Genomic DNA, 26,945 nt, shown 5'->3' with positions numbered 1-26,945 from the left:
GCCGGTTCAGCGGCTCGCAGCCCGCAGCCGTCCCACGATGCCGCTCGGGAAGAAATAGACGCTCGTCACGAAGAGCACGCCGAGCCAGAGCAGCCAGCGGTCCGGATGCAGGAGCTGGGGCAAGAGCGGCAGGCCCTCGGTCGCCTGCGCGGCGACGGCCATCAGCTTCTGCAGGTAGCTCTGCGCCAGGATGAGCAGGCTCGCGCCTATGGCGGCGCCGTAGAGCGTGCCCATGCCGCCGATGACGACCATGAGCAGGATGTCGAGCATGATGGTGAAGGAGAGCGTCGTCTCCGGCCCGGTGTAGCGCAGCCACAGGGCGTTGAGGGCACCTGCGAGCACGGCCATGCCGGCCGCGAGGCAGTTCGCCGCCGTGCGGTAGCAGACCGTGCGATAGCCAAGGGCCTCAGCGCGGAACTCGTTCTCGCGGATCGCCTGCAGAACGCGGCCGAAGGGCGAGTTGACGACGCGCAGGGCGGCGAGGAACAGGAGGAGCGCGCTCGCGAAGACGATGTAGTAGGTGACCACCCGGCCATTGATGGTCGTGCCGAGGACCGGCTCGGCGACGAGCCTGAAACCCGGCCGCAGCAGCTCCGGCACCCTGAAGGAGCGCCCGTCCTCGCCGCCCGTGACGTCCGAGAGCTGTGCCGCCAGCACGGCGAAGGCCGAGGCGACCGCGAGCGTGATCATGGCGAAGAAGATGGCGCGCACGCGCAGCGAGAAGAGGCCGATGCCGAGCGCGAGCAGGACACCCGCCGCGAGCGCCAGGGCGAGTCCGCCCGCAACCGCCCCCCAGCTCGGCCCCCAGCTGTAGAGCGCGAGCCCCACCCCGTAGCCGCCGAGCCCGTAGAACATCGTGTGGGCGAAGGAGACGATGCCGGTATAGCCGAGGAGCAGGTCGTAGCTCGCGACGAGCACGACAAAGACGCAGATCTTGGCCGCCGTGTTGATGGCCTGCGCCCCGTCGAAGAGGAAGGGGGCGGCGGCAAGCACGGCGAGCAGCAGGCCGAGCAGCGCCGTGAGCAGACGGCTCCGCGGATAGTCGCCGGAGAGAATCGTTTCCATCACCGCCTCGCCACCAGATAGAGGCCCTGCGGCCGCCACATGAGGATCGCCGCCATGATGAGGATGTTGGAGACGAGCGCGATCTTCGGCGCGAGATAGCCGACATAGTTGGCGGCGAGCGCTACGACCAGGGCGCCGAGGAAGCAGCCGCCGACCGAGCCGAGCCCGCCGATGATGATGACGATGAAGACGAGCACCATGACCTCGCCGCCGATCGCGGCCGTCAGTGTCTCGCGGTAGAGCGCCCAGAGCGTGCCGCCGAGGCCGGCGAGCGCCGAGCCCGCGACGAAGACGCCGACGAAGAGCCGGCGGATACGATAGCCCAGGGCCTCGACCATCTCGCCGTTCTCAACGCCGGCGCGGATGAGGAGGCCGATCTTCGTGCGGTTGAGCACGAGCTGCATGCCGGCGAAGACGAGGAGGCCGACCGCGACAGCGAGCAGGCGGAACTTCTCCACCGCCACGTCGCCGAAGACGACCGCGCCGCGCAGCGCCTGCGGCAGGGGCATGGCCTTCTGGTCGCCGCCCCAGACAGCGTGGATCGCCTGTTCGGCGACGATGAGCCCGCCCATGGTGACGAGGATCTGCTTCAGGTGCTCGCCGTAGACCGGCATGACGATGACGCGCTCGAAGGCGAAGCCCAGCACGCCCGTGCCGATGCCCGCTGCCGCGACGGCGAGCGCGAGCGCGGCGAGGTTGAGCCACAAGGAATCCGCCTGCACCCAGCCGGCGAGCGGGACGAGCATGGTCATGGCGAGATAGGCGCCCACCGCGATGAAGGCGCCGTGGCCGAAGTTGAGCACGTCCATGAGGCCGAAGACGAGGGTGAGCCCGGAGGCGATGACGAAGATCATCATGCCCATGGCGAGCCCGGCGACCGTCAGCGTCACCCAGGTGGGCAGCGAGCCGACGAGGGGCAGCGCCGCCACCATGAGGACGGGCGCGACGAGGAGGGGCGCAAGGTCGCGCCGCGCCTCCGGCAAGGAGTCGGCGGAGGTTGTGGCGGGGGAAGTCGCGGCCATGCCCTGCCTCCTCACTGATGCGCGTCGAGGGTGAGGCCGAGGAGACGCGTCTGCGCCGCCTCGTCGGCGGCGAGCGCCGCCATGCGGTCCCGGTGCACGACGCGGCCGTCGTCCATGACGGCGACGGTGTCACCGAGCGCCGCGGCGAAGCGGAAATTCTGCTCGACGAGCAGGATCGTCGTGCCTTCCCGCTTCAGTTCGGCGAAGGCGCCGATCATGTTGTCGATGATCGCGGGCGCGATGCCCTTCGTCGGCTCGTCGACGAGGATAAGCGCGCGCGGCTCGACGACGGCGCGGGCGATGGCGAGCATCTGCTTCTGCCCGCCGGACAGGACGCCGGCAGGCTGCGACCAGAAACGTCTCAGCGCCGGGAAGAAGGCGAAGATCCAGTCGAGCCTCGCCTTGTCCGGGGGGCCACGGCGGGCGGCGAGCGTCATGTTCTCGGCGACCGTGAGGTCCGAGAAGATGCCCATGGCCTCGGGCACATAGGCGATGCCGGCGCGCGCAATGTCGGGCGTCGAAAGACCCGCGATGTCGCGGCCGGCGAAGGTCACGCGGCCGCGGCTCGGCTTCCAAAGGCCCATGATGGTGCGCAGCGTCGTCGTCTTGCCGGCGCCGTTGCGGCCCAGCAGCACGGTGAGCCCGCCCCGCGGCACGGTCAGATCGACGCCCTGCAGGATGTGGTACTGCCCGATGTGCGTATGCACGCCTTCGAGGGTGAGGAGCGCCTCAGCCATGGGCCCGCTCCAGTGCCGGTGATGCCAAATCCTGCACCGTCGTGCGCGCGGGCATGCCGAGATAGGCCTCCTGCACGATGGGCGAGGCGATGACCTCAGCCGGCTCGCCGTCGGCGACGAGACGCCCGTTGTGCAGGACGACGATGCGGTCGGCGAGGCTCCTGACGACGTCCATCTTGTGCTCGACGAGCAGGATGGTGCGCGTGCCCTCGGCCTTGAGCGCGTGGATGAGGTCGAGGATCACCGGCACCTCGTCCACCGACATGCCGGCCGTCGGCTCGTCGAACATGAGCACGTGCGGCTCGAGCGCCATCATGATGGCGACGTCGAGCTTGCGCTTGTCGCCGTGCGACAGGGCAGCGGCGGGCGTGTGGCGCGCGTTTGCGAGATTGACGCTCTCGAGAACGCGTTCGGCGATCTCGATCCAGTCTCGCCGCCGGCTCCAGAGGGAGAGCAGGTCGCCCCCGCCGCCGGCGCGCGCCTGCACGGCGAGGCGCACGTTCTCGAGCACCGAGAGATTGGGGAAGAGATTGGTGAGCTGGAAGGCCCGGCCCATGCCACGCCGGGCGCGCGCGGCAGGACCGAGCCCGGTCACGTCCACCCCGTCGAGCAGCACGCGGCCGGCAGTCGCCGCAAGCTGTCCCGACATCAGGTTGAAATAGGTGGTCTTCCCCGCCCCGTTCGGCCCGACGATGGCGGTGAGCGTGCCGGCGTGGAAGGCGGCGCTCACCCCGTCAACGGCGGCGTGGCCGCCGAAGCGGATGGTGAGCTCGCGCGTTTCGAGCACGGGATGGGACATCGACGCCTCGTCTCCTCGATGCCTTTCTCCGGACGCCTCTTCCTGCGACGCCGCGTCTTGCGGGCAGGGCTCAGTCCTGCCGCTTGTTGCGGATGGGCAGGGGCATGTCCTTGGCCGGGATGGTGGCGACGAGCTCCAGGAGATCGGTGTCGGACGCGCCCTTCTTGATGCGCCAGTGATACATCTCCTGCAGCGCCTGGTGGTCCTCCTTGCGGAAGGTCATCGCCCCCTTCGGCGTGTCGAAGGTCATGCCCTCCATGGTTTTGATCAGCTTCTCGCTGTCGGTGGAACCAGCCTTGCCGAGGGCCGTGACGAGGGCGGAGGCCGCCGCGAAGCCGCCAGCGACGAAGAAGTCCGGCGGGGCGCCGTAGCGCTTCTGGTACTCGGTCTTCAGCCAGTCGTTCATCGGGTTCCTGGGGAAGTCCCAGTAGTAGTAGATGCCGCCCTCGGTGCCGGCGAACTGCTTCCAGGCCGCCATGGCGGGCAGGATGTTGCCGCCGGGGGCGAGCGCGATGCCGAAGCGCTCCGGCTTCATGTCGACGAACTTGGCCATGGGATGCGCGCCGGCCCAGATGAAGCCGATGACGCGCTTGCCCGGCTTGTCCTTGAGCGCGTTGAACAGACGCTCGGCGAAGGGGGCGAAATCGGCCGTGCTGCCGGCAGCATATTCCTCGGCCACCACCTTCGCCCGCGGCCGCATGCCGGCGAGCGCGGCCTTGAAGGCGGCGACGCCGTCGCGCCCGAAGGCGGTGTCGAGCCCCAGCATGCCGACGGCCACGTCCTCATCCGCGGGGATCGCCGCGGCGGCGGCGAGGGCGTCCTGGTAGGAGGAGCGCCCGGTGCGGAAGACGTAGCGGTTCCACTTGTCGCCTGTGATGGAATCGGCCACCGCCGGCTCGACGATGAGGACCTTCTTGTGCTCCTCGGCTACCGGCAGCATGGCGAGCGCCACGGGCGAGCCCGTGGTGCCGACGGCAATCGCCGCGCCGTCGTCGCCGTAACACTCCTCCAGCAGCGCCTTGCCGCGATCGGGCTTGAGCTGGTCGTCCTTGACGATGACGACGAGCTTGTCGTCGCCGACCTTCATCGTGCCCTTCGTCAGATATTCGAGGCCCATCATGAAGCCGGCCTCGCTCTGCTTGGCATAGGCCTCGAGCGCGCCTGTCTTGCCGGCGAGGAGGCAGACCTTGACGTCCCTGGCCGCGGCGGCGCCCGCACCGAGCGCCAGCGCCGAGGCGCAGGCAAGAGCGGCGGCGGCACGCGCCCCGCGAGAGAACCCACGGCCCGACCGGCCACCCGAGGACAAATCCGCAGCGACGCCCATCCGATCCTCCCGCTCGCGCCCAACCTGACGATTGAGTCAGGTTTCAGGTTAGGCTATCGTCGCCTTACGGCAGCGTCAAGACAGCCGCAGCCAAGGAACGAGATAGGCCATCGGTCCCATGGCCGACTGCAGAACTGACAGGCGCGTCATGTCTCATGTCGAATCGCTCGAACCGCTCCCGCCGCCGAAAACCCGGCGCGGTGAGCGGACGCGTCAGAAGATCCTCGACGCCGCCGCCCGCGAGATCGGCCAGAAGGGCTTCGCCGAGGCCGCGGTGAGCACCATCACGGCCGAGGCCGGCGTCGGCCAGGGCACCTTCTATCTCTACTTCCGCAGCAAGGAGGACGTGCTGCGCGCCCTCGTTCTCGACATGGGCCGGCGCCTGCGCCACCACCTGACGCTCGCCACCGAGAAGGCGAAGTCGCGCATGGAGGCGGAGCGGCGCGGCCTCATCGCCTTCCTCGAATTCGCCCGCGCCAATCCCAATCTCTACCGGGTGGTGGAGGAATCGCAGTTCGTCGATCCGCTCGTCCACCGGCAGTACTACGAGGACTTCGCGCGCAGCTATCGCGCCGCCCTCGTCGCTGGCGAGAAATACGGCGAGATCCGCGAGGGCGACGCCGAGGTGCGCGCCTGGGCGCTGATGGGCATGGCCGTCATGCTCGGCCACCGCTACGGCCTGTGGGACCCGACCATCCCGCTCGGCCCCATCGCGGATGCCGCCTTCGACCTCATCGCCCGGGGCCTGGAGCCTGCCGATGCACGGTAGCACCGCAGCGCCCCTCGTCCGCGTCACGGTCGAGGATGGCATCGCCCGCGTCATGCTTGACCGCCCCGCGCGGCACAACAGCCTGGTGCCGGCGCTCATGGACGCGCTCAACGAGGCGCTCGCCGACCTGCGCAGAAGCGATCTGACGGCGCTCGTCCTCGCCGGCGCAGGCCGAAGCTTTTCGACCGGCGGCGACGTGGCGGCCTTCGCCGCCGTGCCGCGTGGCGAGCGGCGCGCCTATGCGCAGACGCTCGTCGGCGGCCTCAACCGCGCCATCCTCGCGCTTCTCGACATGCCCTGTCCGGTGATCGCGTGCGTGCACGGGCCAGTCACCGGCGGCTCGCTCGGCCTCGTGCTCGCGGCCGATCTCGTCGCCATGGCGGAGGGGGCCTTCGTCGCGCCCTACTACGTGGAGGTGGGCTTCGCCCCCGACGGCGGCTGGACGGCGATGCTGCCGGCGCGCATCGGCGAGGCGCAGGCCCGCGCCATCCAGCTCCTCAACCGGCACGTCACGGCGGCGGAAGCGGTTGCCCTCGGCATTGCCACCGTCGCCTGCCCGCCGGAGGCCATCGACAGCGTCGTCGACGGCTGGACGGCGGCGCTGCAGGCCAAGGCGGGCACCGCGGTGCGCGCCACCCGCGCCCTCCTCATGCCGCCGGAGCGCCGCGCCGCCATCGCCGCCGGACTCGAACGCGAGCGCGAGCACTTCCTGAGGCTCATCGACGAGGAGGCGGTGGAGGCAGGCATGAGGTGGTTTCTCGACAGGAGTTCCCGTCCATGAGGAGCGTGCCGGACCTCGCCCGCAGGCGGGCGGAGCTTTCGCCCGATGCGATCGCCTTCACCGAGGCGGCCACGGGCCGGCGGTTGACGGCGCGGGAATTCAACGCCCGCGCCGACCGCTTCGCCGAGGCGCTCGGCCGCCGCGGCGTGACAGCCGGCGAGCGCATCGCCGTACTCTGCCACAACAGCCCGACCTTCTTCGAGATCCTGATGGGCTCGGCCAAGGCGGGTGTCGTGCTGGTGCCGCTCAACTGGCGCCAGACGCCAGCGGAGCTCCTGCCGATCCTCGCGGACTGCGGCGCCCGCCTGCTCCTCCACGACGAGGCGACGGCCGGGCTCGCCGCAAGCCTCGGCTCGGCGGCGGAACTCGAGCTCGTGTCCTTCTCCGCCTACGAGGACCTCATCGCCCGGTCCTCCGGCGCGCCCGCCGGCGGCAGCGCCTGGCCGACCGACCGCCTCTGGTATCTCCTCTACACCTCCGGCACGACAGGCAAGCCCAAGGCCGTCATCCAGACGGTGGGCATGGCGCTCGCCAACTATGTCAACGTGCAGCAGGCGGTGTCGCTCACCGAGGCCGACCGCACGGTGAACTTCCTGCCGCTCTTCCACACCGCGGGCATCAACCTGCACAGCCTGCCCGTCTATCTCGCTGGCGGCACCGTCCATGTCCTGCCGAAATTCGACGTCGAGGCGGTGATGGGTCTGCTCGAGAGCGGCAGCCTCACGCTCTTCTTCGGCGTGCCGGCCATCTACCAGGCGATCAGCCTGCATCCGGCCTTCCCGCAGGCTGACCTCTCGCGCGTGCGCAACTGGGGCTGCGGCGGCGCGCCGCTGCCCGACGCCCTCATCCGCGCCTTCCTCGCCAAGGGCGTCGTCGTCTGCAACGGCATGGGCATGACGGAGACGGGCCCCACCGTCTTCATCATGGATCCGGCGCATGCGGCCGAGAAGGTCGGCTCCGTCGGCAAGCCGCAGATCCTCGCCGAAGTCAGGCTCGTCGATCTTCACGGGCGCGACGTCGCCGACGGGGAGCGCGGCGAGCTCCTCTTCCGTGGGCCGGGCGTGACGCCGGGCTATTTCAACAATCCGGAGGCTACAGCCAACGCCTTCACCCCCGACGGCTGGCTGCGCTCGGGCGACGTCGGCCGACGCGACTCGGACGGTTACTACTACATCGTCGACCGCATCAAGGACATGTACATCTCCGGCGGCGAGAACGTCTATCCGGCCGAGGTCGAGGCCGTGCTCTGCGACCATCCGGCCGTGCTCGAGGCGGCCGTGATCGGCGTCGCCGACACGCGCTGGGGCGAGGTGGGCCACGCGGCCGTGCGCCTGAGACCTGGCGCCACCGCGACGCCGGAGGAGCTCTGCGCCCACGCGCGCGCGCGGCTCGCCGCCTACAAGGTGCCGAAGCGCATCACCCTCCTCGACGACTTTCCGCGCACCGCCGCCGGAAAGGTGCAGAAGCACGTGCTGCGCAAGCTCGTCAGCCAGGAGGCAGAGACCGAGGAGAGCGAGGCATGATCACCCCCGGCGCCGTCATCCGCGAGACGCGCACGCTGACCCAGGCGGACTTCGACCTCTTCGCCGCCCTGAGCGGCGACGACAATCCCATCCACGTCGATGCCGCCTTCTCGGCGCGCACGCGCTTCGGCCGGACGGTGTCGCACGGCATGCTTCTCTATTCCGTGCTGTGGGGCATGGTTGGCCGGCACCTGCCGGTCGCGCGCCAGCGCCTGCAGACGCTCATGTTCCCCAATCCGGCCTATGCCGACGAACCGCTGGCCTTCACGGCGACGGTCACGAGCGTCGAGGCCGAAACCGTCACGCTCGCCGTCCAGGCCGCACGGGTCGCCGACGGGGCGCTCGTCTGCGACGGCACCGCGACGTTCGAATTCGAGGAGACCCGATGATGCGGATCGGCGATCGCGCCAGCGTGACGCGCAGCTTCTCGCGCGAGGAGGCAGCCGCCTTCCTCGGCCTCGCCGAGGCGGCGGCGGCCGAGATCGACCGCGTACCCGAGCCGCTCGTCGGCGGCCTCGTCTCCTACCTCCTCGGCGTGCGGCTGCCGGGATTCGGCACAAACTACCTGAAGCAGGCGCTCGATCTCCTCCTGCCCGCCCCGCTCGACGTGCCGCTGACGGCCTCGGTCGAAGTGACGCGTCTGAGGCCCGACAAGCATCTGTGCGACCTTGCCACCCTGTGCACGGACCCCGACGGCCGCGTGCTCTGCCGCGGCCGGGCCCTCGTGCTCGTCAAGGACGTGGGCAAGGATGTCGGGCGAGCCGGCCTCACCGAGCGCGCCGAGGCCTGATCCTTGACTGACTTCCGCTTCGTCGCCGATATCGGCGCCGGCCGCCCCCTCGTCCTGCTGCACGGCTGGTCGGCGCACGGCGGCTTCTTCGCCGCCCAGCACGCGCTCGCCTCGGCGGGCTACCGCCTCCTCGTGCCCGACCTGCCGGGCCACGGCCGCGACCGCCGGCCCGGCGCGGCCCTGACGATCGCCGGCCTCGCGGCGGGGCTCGACCGCTTTCTCGCGGCGCGGGACCTGAGCGAGGTCGTGCTCGTCGGCTGGTCGATGGGCGCCATAGTGGCCTTCGACTATCTCGCCGCCCGCGGCACGGGACGCGTCGCGGGCCTCGTCGTCGTCGACATGACGGCGCGGATCGTCAACGACGAGGGCTGGAACCTCGGGCTCGCCACGGGTCTCGGGCCGGCGGGCGCCGAGCGCGCCGCCGTGGCGATGCAGCGCGACTGGCCGCGCTACGCCCGGCGCATCGCGCCGAGCTTCTTCGCGCCGGGGCTCGGCGCCGACCACCCGCTTGCCGTCTTCGCCGAGATGGCGGTCGCCGACAACGACCCCGACACGCTCGCGGGCCTGTGGCGCTCCTTGGCCGCGGTCGACCACCGCGAGACGGTCGGGCGCCTCGACCTGCCCTGCCTGGTCGTCGCGGGAGCCGAGAGCCAGCTTTACCGTCCGGCAGCGACGGCGTGGCTCGCGGACACGCTCCCCCGTGGCCGCCTTCTCGCCCTGCCCGGCGCCGGCCACACGCCGCACCTCGAACAGCCCTCCGCCTTCAACGCCGCGCTCGCCGCCTTCGCCGAGCTGTGCAGGGCGGAAGGCGTGCGCGCCTAGCTCAGCCGCAGCGTGCTCTCGCTGTCGAAGACGTGCAATGCCTGCGGCGCGAGGCCGAGTGACAGGGGCGCGTCGTCCGCCAGCGCCGGAATGCCGGGCACCTTGCAGACGATCTCCTGCCCGGCGCAGACGACGGTCAGCAGGCTCTCGCTGCCGAGCGGCTCGACCATGGCGAGGCGGCCGGAGAGCCGTGCGGCGCCGGTCTCGGCACCCGGGCCCACGAGGCTGAGATCGTCCGGGCGGATGCCGATGGTGATGCGGCGGCCGGACGGTGCCGTCACGGGCAGCGGCAGTGCGGCGCCGTCGGCGAGGCGCGCGACGGTGCCGCTCGCCTCGACCTCGGCCTTCAGGAAGTTCATGGCGGGGCTGCCGATGAAGCCGGCGACGAAGAGATTGGCCGGGCGGCTGTAGAGCTCGAGGGGCGAGCCGAATTGCTCGATGCGGCCGCCGCGCATCACGGCGATGCGGTCGGCGAGTGTCATCGCCTCGAGCTGGTCGTGCGTCACGTAGACGATGGTGGTGCCGAGCGTGCGGTGCAGCTTCTTCAGTTCCGCGCGCATCTGGTGGCGGAGCTTGGCGTCGAGGTTCGACAGGGGCTCGTCGAAGAGGAAGATGCTCGGATCGCGTACCATGGCCCGGCCGATGGCGACGCGCTGGCGCTGGCCGCCCGAGAGCTCGCCCGGCCGGCGATCGAGGAGCGCGTCAAGTTCCAGCACGCGCGCGGCCTCCGCCACCTTCGCCTCGATCTCCTCCTTCGGCCGGCCCTTGGCGCGCAGGGCGAAGGCAATGTTCCGGCGCACGCTCATGTGCGGATAGAGCGCGTAGTTCTGGAACACCATGGCGATGTCGCGGTCCTTCGGCGGCACGTCGTTGACGACGCGCTCGCCGATGCGGATCTCGCCCTCTGTCGCCTCCTCGAGACCGGCAATGAGGCGCAGGAGCGTCGACTTTCCGCAGCCGGACGGCCCGACAAGCACGACGAACTCGCCGTCGCGCACGTCGAGAGCGATGTCGCGCAGCACCTCCATGCCGCCGAAAGACTTGCCGAGCCCCGAGATGGTCAGGCGTCCCATGGAGTTCAGTCCTGCGTGAGAGCGTGCCGGGCGGCGGCGAGCGTGGCGTCGACGGCGGCGATGCGGCCGGCATAGCCGTCGAGCCAACGTCTGGCCTCGTCGAGCTCATCGCGGCAGCGCGCGAGGCTCGCCGCCAGCGCTGCCGGCGCCGGCCCGCCGAAACGGTCGCGCACGGCGATGAAGTGCTCAGGCGTGAGGAAGCGGCGGAAATCCGCCTCTGTCACGGCCGGCTCGCGGCCGACCACGGCGGCGAAGACGGCGCGGAAAGTCGGGAAGCCGACCTTCGAGGGCGTCTCGCCCGCCGCGATCATGCGCCGGGCGAGGTCGGAGGCGACCTCGTGCGCCTGGCGGAAGGACAGCCCCTCGCTGCGCACGAGCGAGTCGGCGAGCTCCGTCATCGTCACGCAGCTCGCCTCGATGTGGGCGCGCACCCGCGCCTCGTCGATGGAGACGAGGCGGATGAAGTCAGTGAGCAGCCTCAGCGCACGGCCACCGGCCTCGAAGGCAGCGTAGCCCGCGGCCTGCACTTCGCCCTCGGAGTCGTTCATGTCGGTGAAGGGGGTGTTGTGCAGCGCCTGGATCATCGTGTCGGCGCGCCCGGCAGCGAGCGAGGAGAGCAGGCGCAGATGCTCGACCACCACGGGATTGCGCTTCTGGGGCATGATCGAGGAGATCTGCACATAGGCGTCGGGCACGACGAGATGGCCAACCTCGAAGCCCGTCCAGCTGTTGAGGTCCTGCACGAAGCGGCCGAGATGGACGAAGAGGAGGCGCGTCGCGCCGTAGACGGACGAGATGTAATCGCAGGCGGCGATGGCGCCGTAGGAGTTCTCCTGCACGCCGGAAAAGCCGAGGAGCCGCGCCATCATCGCCCGGTCGAGCGGGAAGCCCGAGGTCGTGATGGCGGCAGCCCCCATGGACGAGAGGTCGGGATAGCGCGCCGCCTGGCGCAGGCGCTCGACATCGCGCAGCAGCACCTCGACGATCGCGGCGAGGTAGTGGCCGAAGGTCGTGGGCTGGGCCGGCTGGCCGTGGGTATAGGCAACGACGAGCGTGGCGCGCTGCGCCTCCGCCACCTCGATCAGGGCAGCGACGGCGCCGAGGAGATCGCCGAGGAGCGCGGCGAGCCGCTCCTTCAGCGCCATCTTGAAGACGGTGTGGTCGATGTCGTTGCGGCTGCGGCCGGTGTGCAGCTTGCCGGCGAGATCGGCGCCGAGGCGCTTCTTCAGCTCCGCCTCGACGAGGAAGAAGAAGTCCTCGTGCTCGCCCGTGTAGACGAGCGCCGGCACGTCCACCTCGCGCTCGACGGAATCGAGGGCGGCGAGGATGGCGATCGCCTCCCGTCGTGTGAGGACGCCGACCTCGGCGAGCATCAGCGCGCTCGCGCGGTTGATGCGCATCTGGTGGCGCCAGTGGTGCTGCTTCACGCCCTCGAAGAGGGGGGCGAGCACCTCGGCCTTGTAAGCGGGGGCGGGAAAGCGGTCGGGATCTGTGGTCGAAGCCATGGCGGGTCAGACCTTGAGGCCGGCGAGCATGATGCCGCGCACGATGTATTTCTGCAGGAGCACGAAGACGACGAGCGTCGGCATGGTGGCGACCGCGGCCCCGGCCATGATGAGCCCCCATTCCGTCTGCAGCTCGCTCGAGAAGGAGGCGAGGCCGACGGGCAGCGTGTACATCCGCGTGTCGGCGACGGCGATGAGCGGCCACAGGAAGGCCGTCCAGTTGCCGAGGAAGACGAAGATGGCGAGCGCCGAAAGGGCGGGCCCGACGAGCGGCAGGCAGATCCGCCACCAGATCTCGAACTCGTTGAGCCCGTCGATGCGGCCGGCCTCGATGAGCTCGTCCGGCACGCTCTCGAAGAACTGCTTCATGAGGAAGGTGCCGAAGCCGGTCATGAGGCCGGGGAACAGCAGGCCCCAGTAGGTGTCGAGCCATCCCATGGCCTTGCTCATCGTGTACCAGGGCAGGACGAGCATCTCGGTCGGCACCATGAGCGTCGACAGGATGGCGACGAAGACCGCAGGCCGGCCGCAGAAGCGGAACTTCGCCAGCGTGTAGCCCACGAGGCTGTCGAAGAAGAGCACGCTCCCGGTCGTGACCGCGGCGACGAGGAGCGAGTTGAAGAACCAGCGCGGGAAGCCCGAGGCGCCGAGCACCTGGGCGTAGTTGTCGAGGGTCGGATGGCGTGGCCACAGCGACAGCTCGAAGATCTCGCTGTTGTCCTTGAGCGAGGTGGCGAGCATGTAGACGAAGGGCATCACCATGACGATGCCGCCGAGGGCGAGCAGCGTGACGGCAAGGATGCGGCCGGGCCGGGGCGCCGCCCGGGCCTGGCTCCTGTGCCGCGGCACGGCGGCGGAAGGGCGCGTCGCGGCGCGGGTCATGGCCGGCGGTCCATCAGGCGGAGCTGCAGCAGCGAGATCGCGAGCAGGATGAGGAAGAGAACGACCGTCTGCGCGGCGGCGTAGCCCATCTCGAAGTTCTTGAAGGCGGTCTCGAAGATCATGAGCACGATCGGTTTGGTGGAATCGAGCGGCCCGCCCGTGCCGAGCGTCATGGCATAGACGTAGTCGAAGATGCGCAGGTAGGCGATCGAGCTCGTCACGGTGAGGAAGACGACGGTCGGGCGCAGCAGCGGCAGCGTGATCTCGAAGAGCACCCGCCAGGGGCCGGCGCCGTCGAGCGCCGCCGCCTCGTAGTAGTGGGCGGGGATGGCCTTCAGCCCGGCGAGGAAGATGACGATCTGGAAGCCGATGCCGGCCCACACCGCCGGCGCCAGGATGGCGAAGAGCGCCTGGCCGGTGGAGCGCAGGAACGGCTGCTGCGGCAGGCCGACAGCGACGAGGAGATCGTTGAACAGGCCTACCGGCACCGGCTGGTAGAACCACCGCCACACCCAGGCCATGGCGACCGCCGTGGTGATGTGAGGCACGAAGTAGAGCGCCCGCAGGAAGCCGTGGCCGAAGCGGACCTTGTCGAGGTGGTAGGCCACGGCGAAGGCGAGCCCCATGCTGACGACGAGGCCTGCCCCGAGATAGACGAAGGTGTTGCGCAGCACCGTCCAGAACCGGGGGTCGCCGAACAGGCGCAGGTAGTTGTCGAGGCCGTTGAAGGCGCGCGTGCCAACGATGTTCCAGTTCGTGAAGGACATCACGAAGGCGTCCACAGCCGGATAGAGGCGGATCGTGACATAGAAGACGATCGGCACGGCGAGGAACGCCCACGCCCAAAGGGCGCGGCGGGCGGACAGGCTGAGCCGTGCCGGAACCATGCGTCTCCCCTCGCCTTTCCCGGGGCGCTCCCGCTCCGGCCGCACGGGGCGGCCGGACGAGCGCCTTGCGGACCGTCAGTTGCCGAAGAAGCCGTCGATGAGCTTCTGCTCCTCGGCGGCGGCGGTGGCGACCGCCTCGGCGACCGGCTGCTTCTTGATGAGCACGGCGTCGACCATGTCGGTGAACACCTTGCGCTGGGCGCTCTCGTTCACGAAGAACGTCGCCTCCGCATTGGCGAGGCCGCGCACGAAGGGGCCGTACTTCGCATGGCCCGCGATCGCCGGCTTGTTGGCGACGGCGACGGCGGCCGGCAGCTCGCCCACCTTCTCGAGCCACAGCTCCTGGGCTTCCGGCGAGGTGATGAACTTGAGGAACTTCGCCGCTGCCTCGCGCTTCGCGCCGGTGGCCTTGGGGGTGATGCCGTTGACCCAGTAGGAGGTGAAGTTGAAGCGCTTGCCGTCCTGGGCCGGCAGCTCCGCTACCGCGTAGTCGAGGCCCTTCTGGTTGTCGAGCGCGGCGAGGCGGAAGGAGCCGTCGATGGTGAAGGCCGCCCGGTTCGAGCGGAAGGCCGTGACGCCGTCGGTCATGAAGCCGGCCTCGCCCACCTTGTGCCTGGCGACGAGATCCGTGTACCAGGCCACGGCCTTGATGCCGGCCGCATCGTTGTAGGTGACCTTGCGGTTGTCGGGCGAATAGGGCTTGCCGCCCATCTGGCGGATGAGCACCTCGCGGATCCAGTGATGATCCTGGCCGAGCATGTCGATGGTGATGCCGGCCTGCAGCAGGTTGCCGGAGGCGTCGCGCTTTGTCGCCCTTTCGGCGGCCGCGACCAGTTCGTCGAGCGTCTGCGGCGGCTTCTCCGGATCGAGCCCCGCCTCCTTGACGAGCTTCTTGTTCCAGAACAGGGCAAGGGAGCGCACGGAGGTCGGCAGGGCATAATACTGCCCGCCCACCTTCATCTGCTTCACCGAGGGGAAGAACTCCTTCTCGATGTCGGCCGCGTTGAACATCTCCGCCGGCAGCGGCTGCAGCATCTTGGCCTTCAGGTAGTCCTGCAGCCAGCCGTAGAAGAGCTGCACCACATCGGGGCCCTGGCCTGCGGGAACGGCCGCCGCGATCTTCACGCGGAAGTCGTCGTAGGGGACGGTGACCTGCTTGACCTTGATGCCGGGGTTCGCCGCCTCGAAGCGCTTGATCAGCTCGTCCATGGCCTGGACGCGCTGCGGGAAGGTGTACTGCCAATATTCTATCTCGACCGCCTGGGCGCGGGCCGCGCCGGACCACAGGCCCATCGCGCAGATCGCAGCCAAGGCGGAGCCGACCGCCCGCCGGGTAAAGCGCTTCATCGCGACCTCCTCAGATCAACCTGCCTTGGACGGGCCCGCCCATCCGCAGAAAAGATGATCGATTCCAATATCTTGAGCATGATGCCCCCAGGAAGCGGAGGCCGCTTCCCGGCATCGGGCTCAAGACCCCTCCGGCGCTCGCGCTCTGTCCCGGCAGACCGGGAACGGGGGCGCCTTGGCGGAAAGGTTTTCAAAAAGGCGACAGGCGGTCAATGCTTAAATCAAGTTTGTTGTTTTTATAATCCCCATCAGGACGTGTGGACTGCCCTTTCCTTTCATGACATAATTAAACATTATCAATCAGATAGTCGACACCTTCAGCCCGTCACGCAGATTGGTGCCAGCGGCTGGAATTTTAAATCCATGTTCTTGACTTAATCGCCGTCCTGGCGAGATGATGCCGGCATGGCCCCTCAACCCGGCTCCCCCCTGCGCGGCTCCAACCAGGCGCTGCTGCGCGCGCACAACCGGCGCGTGGCGCTCGACGTGCTGCGCCGTGTCGGCCGGGCGAGTAGGGCCGACCTTGCGCGCCTTACCGGACTCACGGCGCAGGCGGTTGCCAATATCATCGAAGAGCTCGCCGCGGATGGGCTCGTGCGCGAGGTCGGGAGACGGCGCACGCGCGCCGGACAGCCGCCGGTCGACTTCGAGCTCGCTCCGGACGGCGCCTTCACCATCGGGCTGCACCTGCGGCACGACCGTGTCACCGGCGTCGTCGTCGATCTCGTCGGTCGGCGGCTCGCGGTCGCCGACCGCGACTTCGGCGACCCGAACGGGCCGGAGGCCCCGGCCGGGCTCGCCCGGCTCGCCGTCGATCTCGCCGAGCAGTCGCGGGTGGAGCCGCGCCGCCTGTGGGGCGTCGGCCTCGCCGTGCCCGGCCCCTTCGACGTGGATGCCGTCGGCATCCGCTCCGAGACGGCGATGCCCCCCTGGACAGACGGCAGCGCCGTGGCGCGCCTGCGCGAGGTGCTCGCCATGCCCGTGTTCCTGGAGAACGACGCGACGGCGGCGGCGCTCGGCGAGCGCCTCTACGGCTGCGCCACAGCCATCGACGATTTCCTCTTCATCTTCATCGGCCGCGGCCTCGGCGCCGGGCTCTTCCTCGGCGGCCAGCCGGTGCGCGGCGCCTTCGGCAATGCCGGCGAGCTCGGCCACGTGAGCGTCGCGCCCGCCGGCAAGCCCTGCTACTGCGGCAGTCATGGCTGCCTCGAGCGCTACGTATCCCTGCACGCGGCCTACGAGGCCTGCGGCGAGGGCGGCCTCGCCGTGCAGTCGCCGCAGGCGCTGGCGCGCGCCTACCGCATGGGCGAGCCCGTCGTGCACCGCTGGCTGGACACCGCGGCCGAGCACCTGCGCCGCGCCGTCCAGACGGTGGAGAATCTCATCGATCCAGCCACCATCATCGTCGGTGGCGATCTCGCCGAGGACATGCTCGCCGCCCTCGCCGAGCGCGCCGAGCCGCTGCACCCCTCGGTGAGCGCGCGGCGCGACCGCATGCTGCCGCGCCTGATGCAGGGCTCCTCCGGCCCGGCCGGCACCGCCATGGGAGCGGCGGCCCTTCCCCTGATGCACCAGGTGGCGGCGCCCGGCGCCCAGCCCTTCGGAACGGGGCCGGAGCGCGCCGCCGAAACCCGGGCGCCGGCGCCGAGGGCATTGCCGTGAGCGCCGCGCGCATGGGCAAACCTGGCGGTCCGGTTGCACCTGCAGGCGAGCAGCCGACCCGCATCCCGCTGGCTCGCCTGTGGCAGAGCCTCGTGCCGCTCAGCGACACGAGCGTCTTCCTCATGACCGGCGCCCATCCGGACGACGAGCTCAGCCTGCTTCTCGCCCGTCTGTCGCGCGGCGACGGCATTCATGTCGCCTATGCCTGCGCCACGCGCGGCGAAGGCGGCCAGAATGCCCTCGGCCCCAAGCGCGGCGAAGACCTCGCCGCCATCCGCACGCGCGAGATGGAGGAGGCTGCCCACGTGCTCGGCATCGAGCTCCACTGGCTCGGCTCCGGCCAATCCGATGCGATCACCGATTTCGGCTTCGCGAAGAGCGCGGAGGCGACCTTCGCCCGCTGGGGCGAGACGGAGCTGACGCGCCGCCTCGTCGCCGTCGTCCGGAGCCTGCGACCGGACTGCCTGTGCCCGACCTTCCTCGACGTGGAGGGCCAGCATGGCCATCACCGGGCGGTGACGCGCGCGACCGCCGCCGCCTTCGCGCTCGCGGGCAATCCCGGCGCCTTCCCCGAGCAGATCGCGGCGGGCCTCGCGCCCTGGCGGCCCGCAAAGCTCTATCTGCCGGCCTTTTCCGGCGCCGGCGCGAGCTACGACGACAGCGAAGCACCGCCGCCCGCAACCCTGCACGTGCCGGTAGCCGGAGGCGACCCGCGGCTTGGCGGGCGCTTCGCCGAGATCGCCGCCCGCTCACGCGCCTGCCATGCGACGCAGGATATGGCGGCGGCGCCCGAGCCTGATCCCGCGCCGGTTGCGCTCCATCTCGCCGCATCGCACATCGGACCGCCGGGCGCGGAAGGGGACCTGCGCGAGGGACTGCCGCGGAGCTTCGGCACGCTCGCTGCGGCGGCGGGCTGCGCGGGCGCCGCCCTCGCAGCGGCGCAGGCGCTCGATCGCGCGCTCGGCGAGGCGCTTGCTGCCTTCCCCCGGCGCCCGGCGGTCGCCGCCGCCGTTCACGACGCGCTCGGCCTCGTGGACGAGCTCATGCACGCCCTGCCCAGGGAGGCGCCCGACACGCCGCAGACCCTGCTGCACCTGCGGCACCGCCTGTCCCTCAAGCAGCGCCAGCTCTTTACCGCGAGCAACGCCGCACTCGGCCTGGCCGGCCGCATGACCTGCAGCGCCTTGCGTGCGGGGGCGACGGCACGCGCCACCATCCGTGCCGAGGCGCCCGAGGGCCATGCCGAGGCGCCGGCCTTGTCGATCGACCTGCCGGCCGGATGGTCGCTCACGACCGTCGAGCCGCTGACCGCCGACGCCGGCGGGTGCCTGCGGGCGACAGTCGACATCCACGTCCCGCCCGAGGCCGGCGGGCAGCGGGCAACGGTGCCCGACATGGCTCCGCCGATCGCCGCGGCGATCGCCTACCGCCACGCCGGCACGGCCGCGCGCCTGTCTCTCGTGCCGGACCGGCCGGCGCCCGTCCTGCCGCACGCGGTCCTGACGCTCGCGCCCGAAAAGGCCCTCCTGCGCCTCGGTGAGGGAGCGAGCGTCGTCGCCACCCTCACCGCCACCGGGCCGGCCGGGGAGGCAGTCCGCCCGCTGCCCGTCCTGCCGCCCGGCTGGACGGCGGAGCTCGCCGCGGAGACGGCGCAGGCTGCCGGGCGCTTCACCGTCCGCATCTCGCCGCCTGCCGGCGCCGCGCCCGGCCGCCATGCGGTGACCTTCTCGGCTGCAGGGGGAACGGCCGGCCTCGTGCGCCGCTTCACCTATCCGCACGTCGACTCCTGTCTGCGTGTCGCGCCGGCGGTGCTCACCATTGGCGTCGCCGCGGTCGCCATCGGCGAGGCGCGGATCGGCTATTTCGGCTGCGGCCTCGACCGCCTCGATGAGGTCCTCGCCGATCTCGGCGCAGACGTGACCATCCTCGACGTGGCCTCGCTTGATGGCCCCGAGCCCGCGGGAACCGCATTGCGACAGCTCGCCACGATCGTCATCGGCGTGCGCGCCTGGGCGGCGCTGCCGGCCGCGGCGGCGGAGGCCCTGCACGCCTTCATGGCGGCGGGGGGGCATGTCGTCGTGCTGCCGCAGCGACCGGCGGATGGCGGGGGCGGCGCCCGCACTCCCTTCGGCATCGTCGTGGGCAGCCCCTCCTTCCGGCATCGGGCCACGGACCCGACCGGTGCCGTCACCATGCTCGCGCCGGAGCACGCCCTTCTCGCAGGGCCTAACCGCATCGCCGCCGACGACTGGCGCGGCTGGCTGCAGGAGCGCGCACTCTGCTGCGCCACAGCCTGGCCGGACGGCTTCAAGCCGCTCCTCGCCGTCGCCGACCCGGGCGAGGCGCCGCATCACGGGGCGCTCGTCACCGGGCCGGTCGGACGGGGCCGGCTGACCTATTGCGGCCTCGCGCTGCACCGGCAGGCCGAAGGGCTTGTGCCCGGCGGCCTGCGTCTCCTCGCCAATCTCGTGCAGCCGGCCTGAGCACATGACCGGCAACCGCGGCTCCGGCACTGCACGAGCAATCGCGCCCCTCCCTGCGCGAGGAAGCGCGGCCGTCCCCGATCCGAAGGACCCGCGCCGGCAAGGCGCCGAACCATGTTGACCATTCGCCATGCCCAGTGATCCGCAGTCGCGCCTCCATCCGTGGCTCGTCGCCGACATCGGCGGCACGAACGTGCGGCTCGGCCTCGTCCAGGCGCCGGGCGCGCCGGTGTCGGATGTCGTCGTCGTGCCATGCCGGCCGGGCGGCGACGTCGGCGAGGAAATCGCCACCTATCTCGTGCGCCACCCTGGCGCTGCGCCGCGGGCCGCGGCGCTGGCCCTCGCCGCGCCCATCGTCGGGGACGTCGTCACGCTGACGAACGGCGGTGCCTTCCTCGCGCCCGCCGCGATGAAGGAACGTTTCGGCCTGGCCGAACTCCTGCTCGTCAACGACTTCACGGCGCTCGCCGCCGCGCTCCCCCGTCTCCGGGCAGCCGATCGCCTCGTCCTCGGCTCCGCGTGCGAGGCGCGTCCCGGCACGATCGCCGTGCTTGGCCCCGGCACCGGCCTCGGCGTAGCGGCGGTCGTTCCTTGCGGCGGCGGCTGGCAGCCGGTCGCGAGCGAGGGCGGGCATCTTGCCTTCTGCCCGCGCGACGAGGAGGAGGAGAGGCTCAACGCGCGCCTGCGCAAGCGCTTCGGGCGGGTGTCGAACGAGCGGATCCTGAGCGGCCCCGGCCTTCTCGCCATCGCCGGGATGCTGGCGGAGGACACCTACCATGTGCCCCCACCCGCCTCGCCCGCCGAGGTCACGCGCCGGGCGCTCGCTGGCACCTGCCCGCTCAGCGCGCATGCGATCGGCCTCTTCTGCCGCATCCTCGGCGCGGTCGCCGGCGAGGTGGCGCTGGCCTTCTGCGCCACGGGCGGCGTCTACGTCGGCGGCGGCATCGCCCCGGTCATCGCGCCGCTCCTGCGGGCTTCCGCCTTCCGCGACGCCTTCGAGGCGAAGGGGCGGCAGCGCCCGTTCCTCAAGACCATCCCGACCTGGCTGATCACCGCCCCCTATCCCGCGCTCGACGGTCTCGCCCGGCTCATCGAGGGGCCGGTTTCGCCACGAGCCTGACGATCCGGGGGCTGGCGAGTCCATCCGCGAAGGTCTCGCCGGTTTTCTTGCCCTTTCGCGCCAGGGCCGTCGCGGAAGAACGCAACTTCCGCGCCTCGCGCCGGGCGAAATCGAGGACGGCGTGCGGCACGTCGGGGTCGTAGAGCACGATGTCGGCCGACTGGATGAGCCGCACCTGACGAAGCGTCAGCTCCTCCGGATCGTCGCTCGCGACCGTGATCGTCTCCGGCGCCGCGTTCTGCTCCGGCCCGCGGTCTTCAGCGGCGAGCCAGGCTTCGAGGTCACGGTCACCGGGCGCATAGTCGGGCCGATCGAGCGCTGCGGCGGCGAAGCACCGCCAGAAGGCGCGGCGGCGGGCCGGAGACGGCGCCCAGGCGCCCACGGCCGGCCGCCACCGCACTGCCGCCTCCGCCCAGCGCGCGAAGCCCTGCGGCAGGAGCGTTTCGATGCGGGTACGCACGGCCTGGCCGAAGACCGGCGCCGCCCCGTCAGTCGAGATGCCGACGACGAGCGGCGAGCGGTTGACGACGGCACCGAAGCGGAAGTCGCAGAACTGCGGCCGGTCGATGCAGTTCGCAGGCACCCCGGCGGCCCGCGCCGCCGCATGGAAGCAGCGGGCCTGCATGTCGTCCTCGGCATCGGCGACGGCGATGGCCGCGCCTTGCAGGTCCGCCTCCCTCCACGCACGCCGGTGCAGCCGGATGGCGCCGGCGGGAGGATGAGCAGCGAGCGCGAGGAGCGTCGCGTCGGGCCCGGGGGCGAAGACGTCGACGGCAGCGCCCGCGGCCGACAGAAGCTCGGCCTTCCAGGCGGCGGCCGGCGTGCTGCCGGCGACCACCGCCCGCGCCCCGGCGAGCCGGAAGAAGACCGGCAACGTCGCGAGCGGCGCGAGGCGGTGGTGCGGAGCCGTGGTCTCGCGATGCGGAAGCGGCGGCGGTGCGTTCATGGCGTTTCCTCCCGCCCTTCTTGGTTTCAGGCCGCCTCGACATAGCGGTGGCGCTCGTAGAGGAAGCGCAGCACCGCCTCGCGGCAGCGCAGGTAGGTCGGGTCCGTCGCCACCTCGATGCGGCGGCGCGGCCTGGCCAGCGGCACCTCCAGCACCTCGCCGACATGCGCCGCCGGGCCGTTCGTCATCATCACGATGCGGTCCGAGAGCAGCACCGCCTCGTCCACGTCGTGGGTGATCATGATCACCGTGTTGGCGAGGCCGGCGTGGATCTGCATCACCTGGTCCTGCAGGTGGGCGCGCGTTAGCGCGTCGAGCGCGCCAAAGGGCTCGTCGAGCAGCAGGACCTTGGGCTCCATGGCGAGCGCGCGGGCGATGCCGACGCGCTGCTTCATGCCGCCGGAAATCTCGGCGGGGCGCTTGTCGCGGGCATGGCCCATCTGCACGAGATCGAGATTGCGCATCGTCCAGTCGTGCCGCTCGGCCTTCGACTTGACGCCAGAAAAGACCTTGTCGACGGCGAGCCGCACGTTCTCGTAGGCCGTGAGCCAGGGCAGGAGCGAGTGGTTCTGGAAGACGACGGCGCGGTCGGGCCCCGGGCTGTTCACCTCCCTGTCCTCGAGGAGGACGGCACCGCGCGTCGCCGGCGTGAGGCCGGCGACGATATTGAGCAGCGTCGACTTTCCGCAGCCAGAATGGCCGATGATGGAGACGAACTCGCCCTTCTCGATGGCGAGGTCGACGTCGCGCAGGACCTCCGTCGCGCCGCCGGCACGGGGGAAGGCCTTGTCGATGTGGTCGAGCTTCAGATAGCTGCGCTTCATGAAAGCCTCCTCAGGCGCTCGCCGTGCCGCGGGTCGCGATTCTGCCGGCGAGGGCGACGAGCCGGTCGAGCAGGAAGCCCACGACACCGATGTAGAGGAGCGCGACGACGATGTCGGGCAGACGCGAGGAGTTCCACGCGTCCCAGATGAAGAAGCCGATGCCGACGCCGCCCGTCAGCATCTCCGCCGCGACGATGGCAAGCCAGGAGAGGCCGATGCCGATGCGCAGGCCGGTGAAGATGTAGGGCGCCGCCGAGGGGATCATGATGCGCCAGAAGAACTCGAGGGAGTTGAGGCGCAGCACGGCAGCGACGTTACGGTAGTCCTGCGGGATGTTGCGGATGCCTACCGCCGTATTGATGATCACCGGCCAGATCGACGTGATGAAGATGACGAAGATCGCCGAGGGGTGGCTGTCGCGGAAGGCGGCGAGCGAGAGCGGCAGCCAGGCGAGCGGCGGCACCGTCCTGAGCACCTGAAAGACGGGATCGAGGCCGCGCATCGCCCACAGGCTCTGGCCGATGAGCGTGCCGATGAGCACGCCCGCGACCGCCGCGAGCCCGAAGCCGACGCCCACGCGCTGCAGGCTGACGAGCACCCGCCAGCCGAGGCCGATGTCCTGCGAGCCGTAGTCGAAGAAGGGCGCGACGATCAGATCGCGCGATTCCGCCCAGATCTGGGTCGGCGACGGCAGCGTGGCGCCCGGCTGCGCCGTCAGCATCTGCCAGACGAGCAGAATGAGCACGAGCGTCACGAGGGGCGGCACGCCCGTCGTGGCGGCGCCGCGCAGGACAGGCAACAGGCGCGCCGAGAGCGGGCGGTGCGGCACGGCGAGGGGGATGACGGCCGCCTTCGACACTGATGGCGCGGGCTTGCGGTCTTCGCTGCGCAGGAGGGTGAGCGACATCGGAAGCTCCGGGTTGGAGGAAACCGCGGGACCGCGCGGGGCGCGGCCTCGGCTCGGGTCAGACCATGGCGCGCTTGATTGCGAGGCTCTTCAGGTAGGCGGCCGGGTCGGCTGGATCGAAGACCTTGCCGTCGAAGAAGGTCTCCTTGCCGCGCGACGGCGAGGAGGGAATGTCTGTGGCCGCGACGCCGAGGCCCTTCGCCGCCTCGCGCCACAGGTCCTCGCGATTCACCTTGTCGACGAGTGCCTTGACGTCCATCCCCGGCTCAAACCTGCCCCAGCGGACGTTCTCGGTGACGAACCAGGCGTCATGGCTCTTGAAGGGATAGGAGGCATGGTCCTGCCAGAACTTCATGAACTGGCGGGTGCCCTTCTCGACGCGGCCGTTGCCGTAGTTGATGTCGCCCCTGAGGCGGCCGACGATGTCGGCCACCGGCACGTTGAACCACTGGCGCCGGCCGACGATCTCGGCGAGTTCCTGCTTGTTCTCCGGCTTGTCGCACCAGGCCTGCGCCTCCATGACGGCCATCAGCAGGGCCTTGGCAGCATTGGGATACTTGTCCACCCAGTCGGCACGCAGGCCGAGCGCCTTTTCCGGGTGCCTGCCCCAGATCTCGCCCGTGGTGCAGGCGGTGAAGCCGATGCCCTGGTTGACGAGCTGCTCGTTCCACGGCTCGCCGACGCAGAAGGCGTCCATGTTGCCGACCTTCATGTTCGCCACCATCTGCGGAGGCGGCACGACGATGGTGGAGACGTCCTTGTCCGGGTCGATGCCGGCGGCGGCGAGCCAGTAGCGGATCCAGAGGTCGTGCGTGCCGCCGGGGAAGGTCATGGCGACCTTGACCTCCTTGCCAGCGGCCTTCTTTGCCTCGAAGGCGACCTTGAGCGGCGTGGCGTCCAGCCCGACCTTGAGGTCCTTGTATTCGTTGGAAACGGAGATCGCCTGGGCGTCGAGGTTGAGCCGCGCCAGGATGTACATCGGCACGTGCACATTGTTCTGCGTCACCTTGCCGGTCGAGATGAGATAGGGCATCGGCGTGAGGATGTGAGCGCCGTCGATGCCGTTCTTGTCGCCGCCGAGCACGAGATTGTCCCGCGTCGCGCCCCAGGAGGCCTGCTTGACCACCTCCACCTCCGGCATGCCGTGCCTGGCGAAGAAGCCCTTCTCCTTGGCGATGACGAGGGGCGAGGCGTCGATGAGGGCGATGTAGCCGAGCACCGCCTTCTTCACCTCCGGGCCTGCCCCTTGCGCGAAGGCTCCACCCGGCAGGGCGAGCTTCGCGGCGGCGGCGAGCGCCGCGGCCGCCGCCGCACGCTCGAGGAAGCCGCGGCGGGTGACATCCCTCGTCGCTGCACCGCACGGGGTCGAACGCTTCTTCATCGCCTTGATTCCCTCGTTTCTCGACCAAAGCCGGCCAAACAAAAAGCCGCCGACACGGCCCGACCGTCCCGGTCGAACCCGTCAGCGGCATTGCTGTTGACCCGGCGCTGGATCATGGCGCGACCGTCGAGGGCCGCCCTCCGGTTCTGCTTATTCAAGTCTCGTGCCAACGCGGAGGAGGCTCATCCGGGAGGCGAAACACCCCTCCCACACCCGCGCGCGGGCGCGCGCTCCCGCTGTCGATGCTGCACTGCACAAACATCGGGCAGGGCTGCGGGGGAAATGGGCAGGGCCGCAGGGCGACGGCAACATGGAGACCGCTCAAACCAAGGGCATCGGCGCAGGCGGATCGGATGCGGCGACGAGGTCCTGGACGGCGGCATCGAAGAGGTCGGGGCGATAGATGCGGCTGAGCGCCTCCGCGTCCCTCCCGGAAGCGACCACCTGCCCGGCCGCGACCATCTGGGCATGGAGGAAGGCGGCGTGCGCCAGCATGGGCCGCAACACGCCCGGGTCGAGACGCAGATAGTCGGCCACGGGTTGCGGCGGTCCCTCGCCCAGGGGCAGCTCGCCGGCGAGCACGCGCTCGACGAGCCTCGCGGGCAGGTCGAGCACATCGGCGGCCGCGAGATGGCCGGCAAGGCGCGGCCGATTGGCGGGGTCGGCGCACCAGCGGCTCGCCCGGGCGAGGGCACGCACGAGGCGCGCCATGCGCGCGTCGTCATCGGGAAAATCGCGGCGCGGCAAGGCGAGCACCTTTTCCGGGCAGGCGCCGACGATGTCGACGCCCGGATGCAGCAGGACGCCGGCGCCGTTCTCCACGGCGATGAGACTCCAGGGCGCGCCGACGCAGAAGCCGTCGAGCATGCCTTGCTCCAGGCTGCGCGCCATCGCCGGCGGCGGCACGACGACGACCCGCACGTCCTCCTCCACGCTGAGCCGTGCGGCGGCAAGCCAGATGCGCAGCTGGTAGCTGTGCGTCGAGAAGGGGAAGACCGTGCCGAAGACGAGCGGCGGGCGCCCCGAGCGGCGCCGGCGCGCCACGATCCCGGCCAGCGCTCCGGCCGAGATGCGCGGATCGGCAAGGCTTCCGGCGGCAACCCCGGCCAGTTCTGCGTGGAGCCGGCGCGACACGGTGATGGCGTTGCCGTTGAGGTTCAGGGCCACCGGCACGGTCAGTGGCACCTCGACATGGCCGAGGCCGAGGGAGGTGGCGATCGCCGCGGGAGCGAGCATGTGCGCCGCATCGAAGAGGCCGACAGCGAGCTTGTCGCGGATATTGGCCCAGGAGGCCTCACGCACGAGATCGAGGGCAAGTCCCTCCTCCTCCGCAAAGCCCTCCTCCCTGGCGGCCACGAGCAGGGCCGCGTCGACGAGCGGAATGAAGCCGATCTGCAGCCGTGCCGTCATTTCAGGAGCTCCGCCGCCGTGATCACTGACCGCGCCACCTCGATGATGGTGCGGTTCTCGTTCATCGCCGTGCGGCGCAGCAGCCTGTAGGCCTCCTCCTCGCCGATGCCCTTCATCTTCATGAGGATGCCCTTGGCGCGATCGACGATCTTGCGCTCCTCGAGCTTCGATTTCGTGCGCTCGAGCTCGTCGCGCAGCCTGGTGAAGGCGTTGAAGCGCATGATCGCCGTCTCGAGGATGGGCTTCACGCGCTCCTTGCGCAGCCCGTCCACGACATAGGCCGAGACGCCGGCATCGATCGCCTCGGCGATCATGGCGGTGTCCGACTGGTCGACGAACATGGCGACGGGTCGCCGCGCCAGCCGGCTGATCTGGAACATCTGCTCGAGCACGTCGCGGCTCGGGTTCTCGAGGTCGATGATGATGACATCCGGCTCGAGCGCATCGAGCTTGGCGAGGAGCTGGTCGGTCTCGCCGATGCTGACGATGTCGGCGTATCCGGCCTCCCGCAGCCCCTCCTCCAGAATGGCGCGCCTGATCGCGCTCTCGTCGATGATCACGATCCTGGTGTGACGATCCATCGCCCGCAGCTTCCGCACCGCTCGCCTCGATGGACAAAAGCAAGCTTCGCGCCAATCCACCGGAGGTCGCGGCGACCGAAGACGGACATGAGGCCGCAGGCCCGACGGGGCGCAGGGCACAGCATAGCGCAGGGCGCAGCACACCGACCCCCGGCTGCGGCGGCAGGCCACAGCCCGGGCGAACGGGGCCTCGCGGTTGGGTCTCGGAGATCCTGCTGGTGCCCCGCAGGGGCGCGCGGGTTCAGAGTCTCTGGCCGGTGTCGGCGTCGAAGAGGTGGACGAGGGCGGGGTCGGGCTTGAGCGGC

At 70.5% G+C, this 26,945-nt stretch carries 25 protein-coding genes; 9 read left to right on the top strand and 16 right to left on the bottom strand.

What is annotated here, in order from left to right; all coding sequences use genetic code 11:
* Nucleotides 1–6 precede the first annotated feature (6 nt).
* The 5 genes from QNA08_RS17680 to QNA08_RS17660 all read right to left on the bottom strand — a co-directional run bounded on the left by QNA08_RS17680 (nucleotide 7) and on the right by QNA08_RS17660 (nucleotide 4,947).
* On the bottom strand, nucleotides 7–1,065 hold the full coding sequence (locus QNA08_RS17680; protein WP_283742050.1) for a branched-chain amino acid ABC transporter permease: 1,059 nt from the start codon (nucleotides 1,063–1,065) through the stop codon (nucleotides 7–9).
* Nucleotides 1,065–2,087: a branched-chain amino acid ABC transporter permease gene (locus QNA08_RS17675; protein ID WP_283742049.1), complete on the bottom strand. Its 1,023-nt coding sequence runs from the start codon at nucleotides 2,085–2,087 to the stop codon at nucleotides 1,065–1,067. The genes QNA08_RS17680 and QNA08_RS17675 overlap by 1 nt, the downstream gene beginning before the upstream one ends.
* 11 nt (nucleotides 2,088–2,098) lie before the next feature.
* Entirely contained in the window at nucleotides 2,099–2,824 is a 726-nt protein-coding gene (locus QNA08_RS17670) for an ABC transporter ATP-binding protein (RefSeq protein WP_283742048.1), read from the bottom strand.
* Nucleotides 2,817–3,623 carry an ABC transporter ATP-binding protein gene (locus QNA08_RS17665; RefSeq protein ID WP_283742047.1) on the bottom strand — a complete coding sequence of 269 codons (807 nt, stop codon included), beginning with the start codon at nucleotides 3,621–3,623 and terminating at the stop codon, nucleotides 2,817–2,819. Before QNA08_RS17665 ends, QNA08_RS17670 begins: the two co-directional genes overlap by 8 nt.
* A 70-nt stretch (nucleotides 3,624–3,693) precedes the next feature.
* Nucleotides 3,694–4,947, bottom strand: coding sequence for a substrate-binding domain-containing protein (locus QNA08_RS17660; protein WP_283742046.1), 1,254 nt, complete (start codon nucleotides 4,945–4,947; stop codon nucleotides 3,694–3,696).
* Nucleotides 4,948–5,095: 148 nt separating this feature from the next.
* On the opposite strand from QNA08_RS17660, the gene QNA08_RS17655 reads away from it, so the two are divergent.
* From QNA08_RS17655 to QNA08_RS17630, 6 genes are read left to right on the top strand one after another with little or no spacing between them, the layout of a single operon-like run.
* Nucleotides 5,096–5,716: a TetR/AcrR family transcriptional regulator gene (locus tag QNA08_RS17655; protein WP_283742045.1), complete on the top strand. Its 621-nt coding sequence runs from the start codon at nucleotides 5,096–5,098 to the stop codon at nucleotides 5,714–5,716.
* A complete protein-coding gene (locus tag QNA08_RS17650) occupies nucleotides 5,706–6,497 on the top strand; it encodes an enoyl-CoA hydratase/isomerase family protein (RefSeq protein ID WP_283742044.1) in 792 nt (263 codons plus the stop codon). The genes QNA08_RS17655 and QNA08_RS17650 overlap by 11 nt, the downstream gene beginning before the upstream one ends.
* Nucleotides 6,494–8,020 carry an acyl-CoA synthetase gene (locus QNA08_RS17645; protein ID WP_283742043.1) on the top strand — a complete coding sequence of 509 codons (1,527 nt, stop codon included), beginning with the start codon at nucleotides 6,494–6,496 and terminating at the stop codon, nucleotides 8,018–8,020. Before QNA08_RS17650 ends, QNA08_RS17645 begins: the two co-directional genes overlap by 4 nt.
* On the top strand, nucleotides 8,017–8,409 hold the full coding sequence (locus QNA08_RS17640) for a MaoC family dehydratase (RefSeq protein ID WP_283742042.1): 393 nt from the start codon (nucleotides 8,017–8,019) through the stop codon (nucleotides 8,407–8,409). Before QNA08_RS17645 ends, QNA08_RS17640 begins: the two co-directional genes overlap by 4 nt.
* Nucleotides 8,406–8,810, top strand: a complete 405-nt coding sequence (locus QNA08_RS17635) for a hotdog family protein (protein ID WP_283742041.1) — start codon at nucleotides 8,406–8,408, stop codon at nucleotides 8,808–8,810. The genes QNA08_RS17640 and QNA08_RS17635 overlap by 4 nt, the downstream gene beginning before the upstream one ends.
* A 3-nt stretch (nucleotides 8,811–8,813) precedes the next feature.
* Nucleotides 8,814–9,632: an alpha/beta fold hydrolase gene (locus QNA08_RS17630; protein WP_283742040.1), complete on the top strand. Its 819-nt coding sequence runs from the start codon at nucleotides 8,814–8,816 to the stop codon at nucleotides 9,630–9,632.
* Here QNA08_RS17630 and QNA08_RS17625 read toward each other — a convergent pair.
* The 5 genes from QNA08_RS17625 to QNA08_RS17605 all read right to left on the bottom strand — a co-directional run bounded on the left by QNA08_RS17625 (nucleotide 9,629) and on the right by QNA08_RS17605 (nucleotide 15,326).
* Nucleotides 9,629–10,705: an ABC transporter ATP-binding protein gene (locus QNA08_RS17625; RefSeq protein ID WP_283742039.1), complete on the bottom strand. Its 1,077-nt coding sequence runs from the start codon at nucleotides 10,703–10,705 to the stop codon at nucleotides 9,629–9,631. The genes QNA08_RS17630 and QNA08_RS17625 overlap by 4 nt on opposite strands.
* A 5-nt stretch (nucleotides 10,706–10,710) precedes the next feature.
* On the bottom strand, nucleotides 10,711–12,210 hold the full coding sequence (gene argH / locus QNA08_RS17620) for an argininosuccinate lyase (RefSeq protein ID WP_283742038.1): 1,500 nt from the start codon (nucleotides 12,208–12,210) through the stop codon (nucleotides 10,711–10,713).
* Between the two features lie 6 nt (nucleotides 12,211–12,216).
* Nucleotides 12,217–13,092: a carbohydrate ABC transporter permease gene (locus QNA08_RS17615; protein ID WP_283742037.1), complete on the bottom strand. Its 876-nt coding sequence runs from the start codon at nucleotides 13,090–13,092 to the stop codon at nucleotides 12,217–12,219.
* The gene (locus QNA08_RS17610) at nucleotides 13,089–13,979 is read right to left on the bottom strand and encodes a carbohydrate ABC transporter permease (RefSeq protein ID WP_283742036.1); all 891 of its coding nucleotides are present in this window, start codon (nucleotides 13,977–13,979) and stop codon (nucleotides 13,089–13,091) included. Before QNA08_RS17610 ends, QNA08_RS17615 begins: the two co-directional genes overlap by 4 nt.
* 75 nt (nucleotides 13,980–14,054) lie before the next feature.
* On the bottom strand, nucleotides 14,055–15,326 hold the full coding sequence (locus QNA08_RS17605; protein WP_283742035.1) for an extracellular solute-binding protein: 1,272 nt from the start codon (nucleotides 15,324–15,326) through the stop codon (nucleotides 14,055–14,057).
* A 405-nt stretch (nucleotides 15,327–15,731) separates the two neighbouring features.
* On the opposite strand from QNA08_RS17605, the gene QNA08_RS17600 reads away from it, so the two are divergent.
* From QNA08_RS17600 to glk, 3 genes are all read left to right on the top strand, one after another.
* Nucleotides 15,732–16,988 (top strand): ROK family transcriptional regulator, encoded by a 1,257-nt coding sequence (locus QNA08_RS17600; protein ID WP_283742034.1) that lies wholly within the window; start codon nucleotides 15,732–15,734, stop codon nucleotides 16,986–16,988.
* An 11-nt stretch (nucleotides 16,989–16,999) separates the two neighbouring features.
* Entirely contained in the window at nucleotides 17,000–19,471 is a 2,472-nt protein-coding gene (locus QNA08_RS17595; protein WP_283742033.1) for a PIG-L family deacetylase, read from the top strand.
* 130 nt (nucleotides 19,472–19,601) lie between these two features.
* Nucleotides 19,602–20,591, top strand: coding sequence for a glucokinase (gene glk / locus QNA08_RS17590; RefSeq protein ID WP_283742032.1), 990 nt, complete (start codon nucleotides 19,602–19,604; stop codon nucleotides 20,589–20,591).
* On the opposite strand, the gene QNA08_RS17585 is transcribed toward glk, so the two are convergent.
* The 6 genes from QNA08_RS17585 to QNA08_RS17560 all read right to left on the bottom strand — a co-directional run bounded on the left by QNA08_RS17585 (nucleotide 20,560) and on the right by QNA08_RS17560 (nucleotide 26,640).
* On the bottom strand, nucleotides 20,560–21,537 hold the full coding sequence (locus QNA08_RS17585) for a precorrin-2 dehydrogenase/sirohydrochlorin ferrochelatase family protein (protein ID WP_283742031.1): 978 nt from the start codon (nucleotides 21,535–21,537) through the stop codon (nucleotides 20,560–20,562). The genes glk and QNA08_RS17585 overlap by 32 nt on opposite strands.
* A 26-nt stretch (nucleotides 21,538–21,563) precedes the next feature.
* A complete protein-coding gene (locus tag QNA08_RS17580; RefSeq protein WP_283742030.1) occupies nucleotides 21,564–22,361 on the bottom strand; it encodes an ABC transporter ATP-binding protein in 798 nt (265 codons plus the stop codon).
* Nucleotides 22,362–22,371: 10 nt separating this feature from the next.
* A complete protein-coding gene (gene ntrB / locus QNA08_RS17575) occupies nucleotides 22,372–23,268 on the bottom strand; it encodes a nitrate ABC transporter permease (protein WP_283742029.1) in 897 nt (298 codons plus the stop codon).
* Nucleotides 23,269–23,326: 58 nt separating this feature from the next.
* Nucleotides 23,327–24,649: a CmpA/NrtA family ABC transporter substrate-binding protein gene (locus QNA08_RS17570; protein ID WP_283742028.1), complete on the bottom strand. Its 1,323-nt coding sequence runs from the start codon at nucleotides 24,647–24,649 to the stop codon at nucleotides 23,327–23,329.
* A 321-nt stretch (nucleotides 24,650–24,970) separates the two neighbouring features.
* Nucleotides 24,971–26,059 (bottom strand): CmpA/NrtA family ABC transporter substrate-binding protein, encoded by a 1,089-nt coding sequence (locus QNA08_RS17565; RefSeq protein ID WP_283742027.1) that lies wholly within the window; start codon nucleotides 26,057–26,059, stop codon nucleotides 24,971–24,973.
* Nucleotides 26,056–26,640, bottom strand: coding sequence for an ANTAR domain-containing response regulator (locus QNA08_RS17560; RefSeq protein ID WP_283742026.1), 585 nt, complete (start codon nucleotides 26,638–26,640; stop codon nucleotides 26,056–26,058). Before QNA08_RS17560 ends, QNA08_RS17565 begins: the two co-directional genes overlap by 4 nt.
* Between the last annotated feature and the right edge of the window lie 305 nt (nucleotides 26,641–26,945).

It is taken from the genome of Chelatococcus albus (assembly GCF_030067675.1).
In the GTDB taxonomy this organism is placed as follows: domain Bacteria; phylum Pseudomonadota; class Alphaproteobacteria; order Rhizobiales; family Beijerinckiaceae; genus Chelatococcus_A; species Chelatococcus_A albus.
This window is presented reverse-complemented; position numbering and strand designations above follow the sequence as displayed.

Coding starts and splice junctions, on each gene's coding strand:
- QNA08_RS17635 (WP_283742041.1), top strand. CDS start 8,406: ATGATGCGGATCGGCGATCGCGCCAGCGTGACGCGCAGCTTCTCGCGC.
- QNA08_RS17600 (WP_283742034.1), top strand. CDS start 15,732: ATGGCCCCTCAACCCGGCTCCCCCCTGCGCGGCTCCAACCAGGCGCTG.
- QNA08_RS17640 (WP_283742042.1), top strand. CDS start 8,017: ATGATCACCCCCGGCGCCGTCATCCGCGAGACGCGCACGCTGACCCAG.
- glk (WP_283742032.1), top strand. CDS start 19,602: ATGCCCAGTGATCCGCAGTCGCGCCTCCATCCGTGGCTCGTCGCCGAC.
- QNA08_RS17645 (WP_283742043.1), top strand. CDS start 6,494: ATGAGGAGCGTGCCGGACCTCGCCCGCAGGCGGGCGGAGCTTTCGCCC.
- ntrB (WP_283742029.1), bottom strand. CDS start 23,268: ATGTCGCTCACCCTCCTGCGCAGCGAAGACCGCAAGCCCGCGCCATCA.
- QNA08_RS17615 (WP_283742037.1), bottom strand. CDS start 13,092: ATGACCCGCGCCGCGACGCGCCCTTCCGCCGCCGTGCCGCGGCACAGG.
- argH (WP_283742038.1), bottom strand. CDS start 12,210: ATGGCTTCGACCACAGATCCCGACCGCTTTCCCGCCCCCGCTTACAAG.
- QNA08_RS17560 (WP_283742026.1), bottom strand. CDS start 26,640: ATGGATCGTCACACCAGGATCGTGATCATCGACGAGAGCGCGATCAGG.
- QNA08_RS17565 (WP_283742027.1), bottom strand. CDS start 26,059: ATGACGGCACGGCTGCAGATCGGCTTCATTCCGCTCGTCGACGCGGCC.
- QNA08_RS17595 (WP_283742033.1), top strand. CDS start 17,000: ATGGGCAAACCTGGCGGTCCGGTTGCACCTGCAGGCGAGCAGCCGACC.
- QNA08_RS17605 (WP_283742035.1), bottom strand. CDS start 15,326: ATGAAGCGCTTTACCCGGCGGGCGGTCGGCTCCGCCTTGGCTGCGATC.
- QNA08_RS17625 (WP_283742039.1), bottom strand. CDS start 10,705: ATGGGACGCCTGACCATCTCGGGGCTCGGCAAGTCTTTCGGCGGCATG.
- QNA08_RS17585 (WP_283742031.1), bottom strand. CDS start 21,537: ATGAACGCACCGCCGCCGCTTCCGCATCGCGAGACCACGGCTCCGCAC.
- QNA08_RS17660 (WP_283742046.1), bottom strand. CDS start 4,947: ATGGGCGTCGCTGCGGATTTGTCCTCGGGTGGCCGGTCGGGCCGTGGG.
- QNA08_RS17610 (WP_283742036.1), bottom strand. CDS start 13,979: ATGGTTCCGGCACGGCTCAGCCTGTCCGCCCGCCGCGCCCTTTGGGCG.
- QNA08_RS17650 (WP_283742044.1), top strand. CDS start 5,706: ATGCACGGTAGCACCGCAGCGCCCCTCGTCCGCGTCACGGTCGAGGAT.
- QNA08_RS17655 (WP_283742045.1), top strand. CDS start 5,096: ATGTCTCATGTCGAATCGCTCGAACCGCTCCCGCCGCCGAAAACCCGG.
- QNA08_RS17680 (WP_283742050.1), bottom strand. CDS start 1,065: ATGGAAACGATTCTCTCCGGCGACTATCCGCGGAGCCGTCTGCTCACG.
- QNA08_RS17665 (WP_283742047.1), bottom strand. CDS start 3,623: ATGTCCCATCCCGTGCTCGAAACGCGCGAGCTCACCATCCGCTTCGGC.
- QNA08_RS17670 (WP_283742048.1), bottom strand. CDS start 2,824: ATGGCTGAGGCGCTCCTCACCCTCGAAGGCGTGCATACGCACATCGGG.
- QNA08_RS17675 (WP_283742049.1), bottom strand. CDS start 2,087: ATGGCCGCGACTTCCCCCGCCACAACCTCCGCCGACTCCTTGCCGGAG.
- QNA08_RS17570 (WP_283742028.1), bottom strand. CDS start 24,649: ATGAAGAAGCGTTCGACCCCGTGCGGTGCAGCGACGAGGGATGTCACC.
- QNA08_RS17580 (WP_283742030.1), bottom strand. CDS start 22,361: ATGAAGCGCAGCTATCTGAAGCTCGACCACATCGACAAGGCCTTCCCC.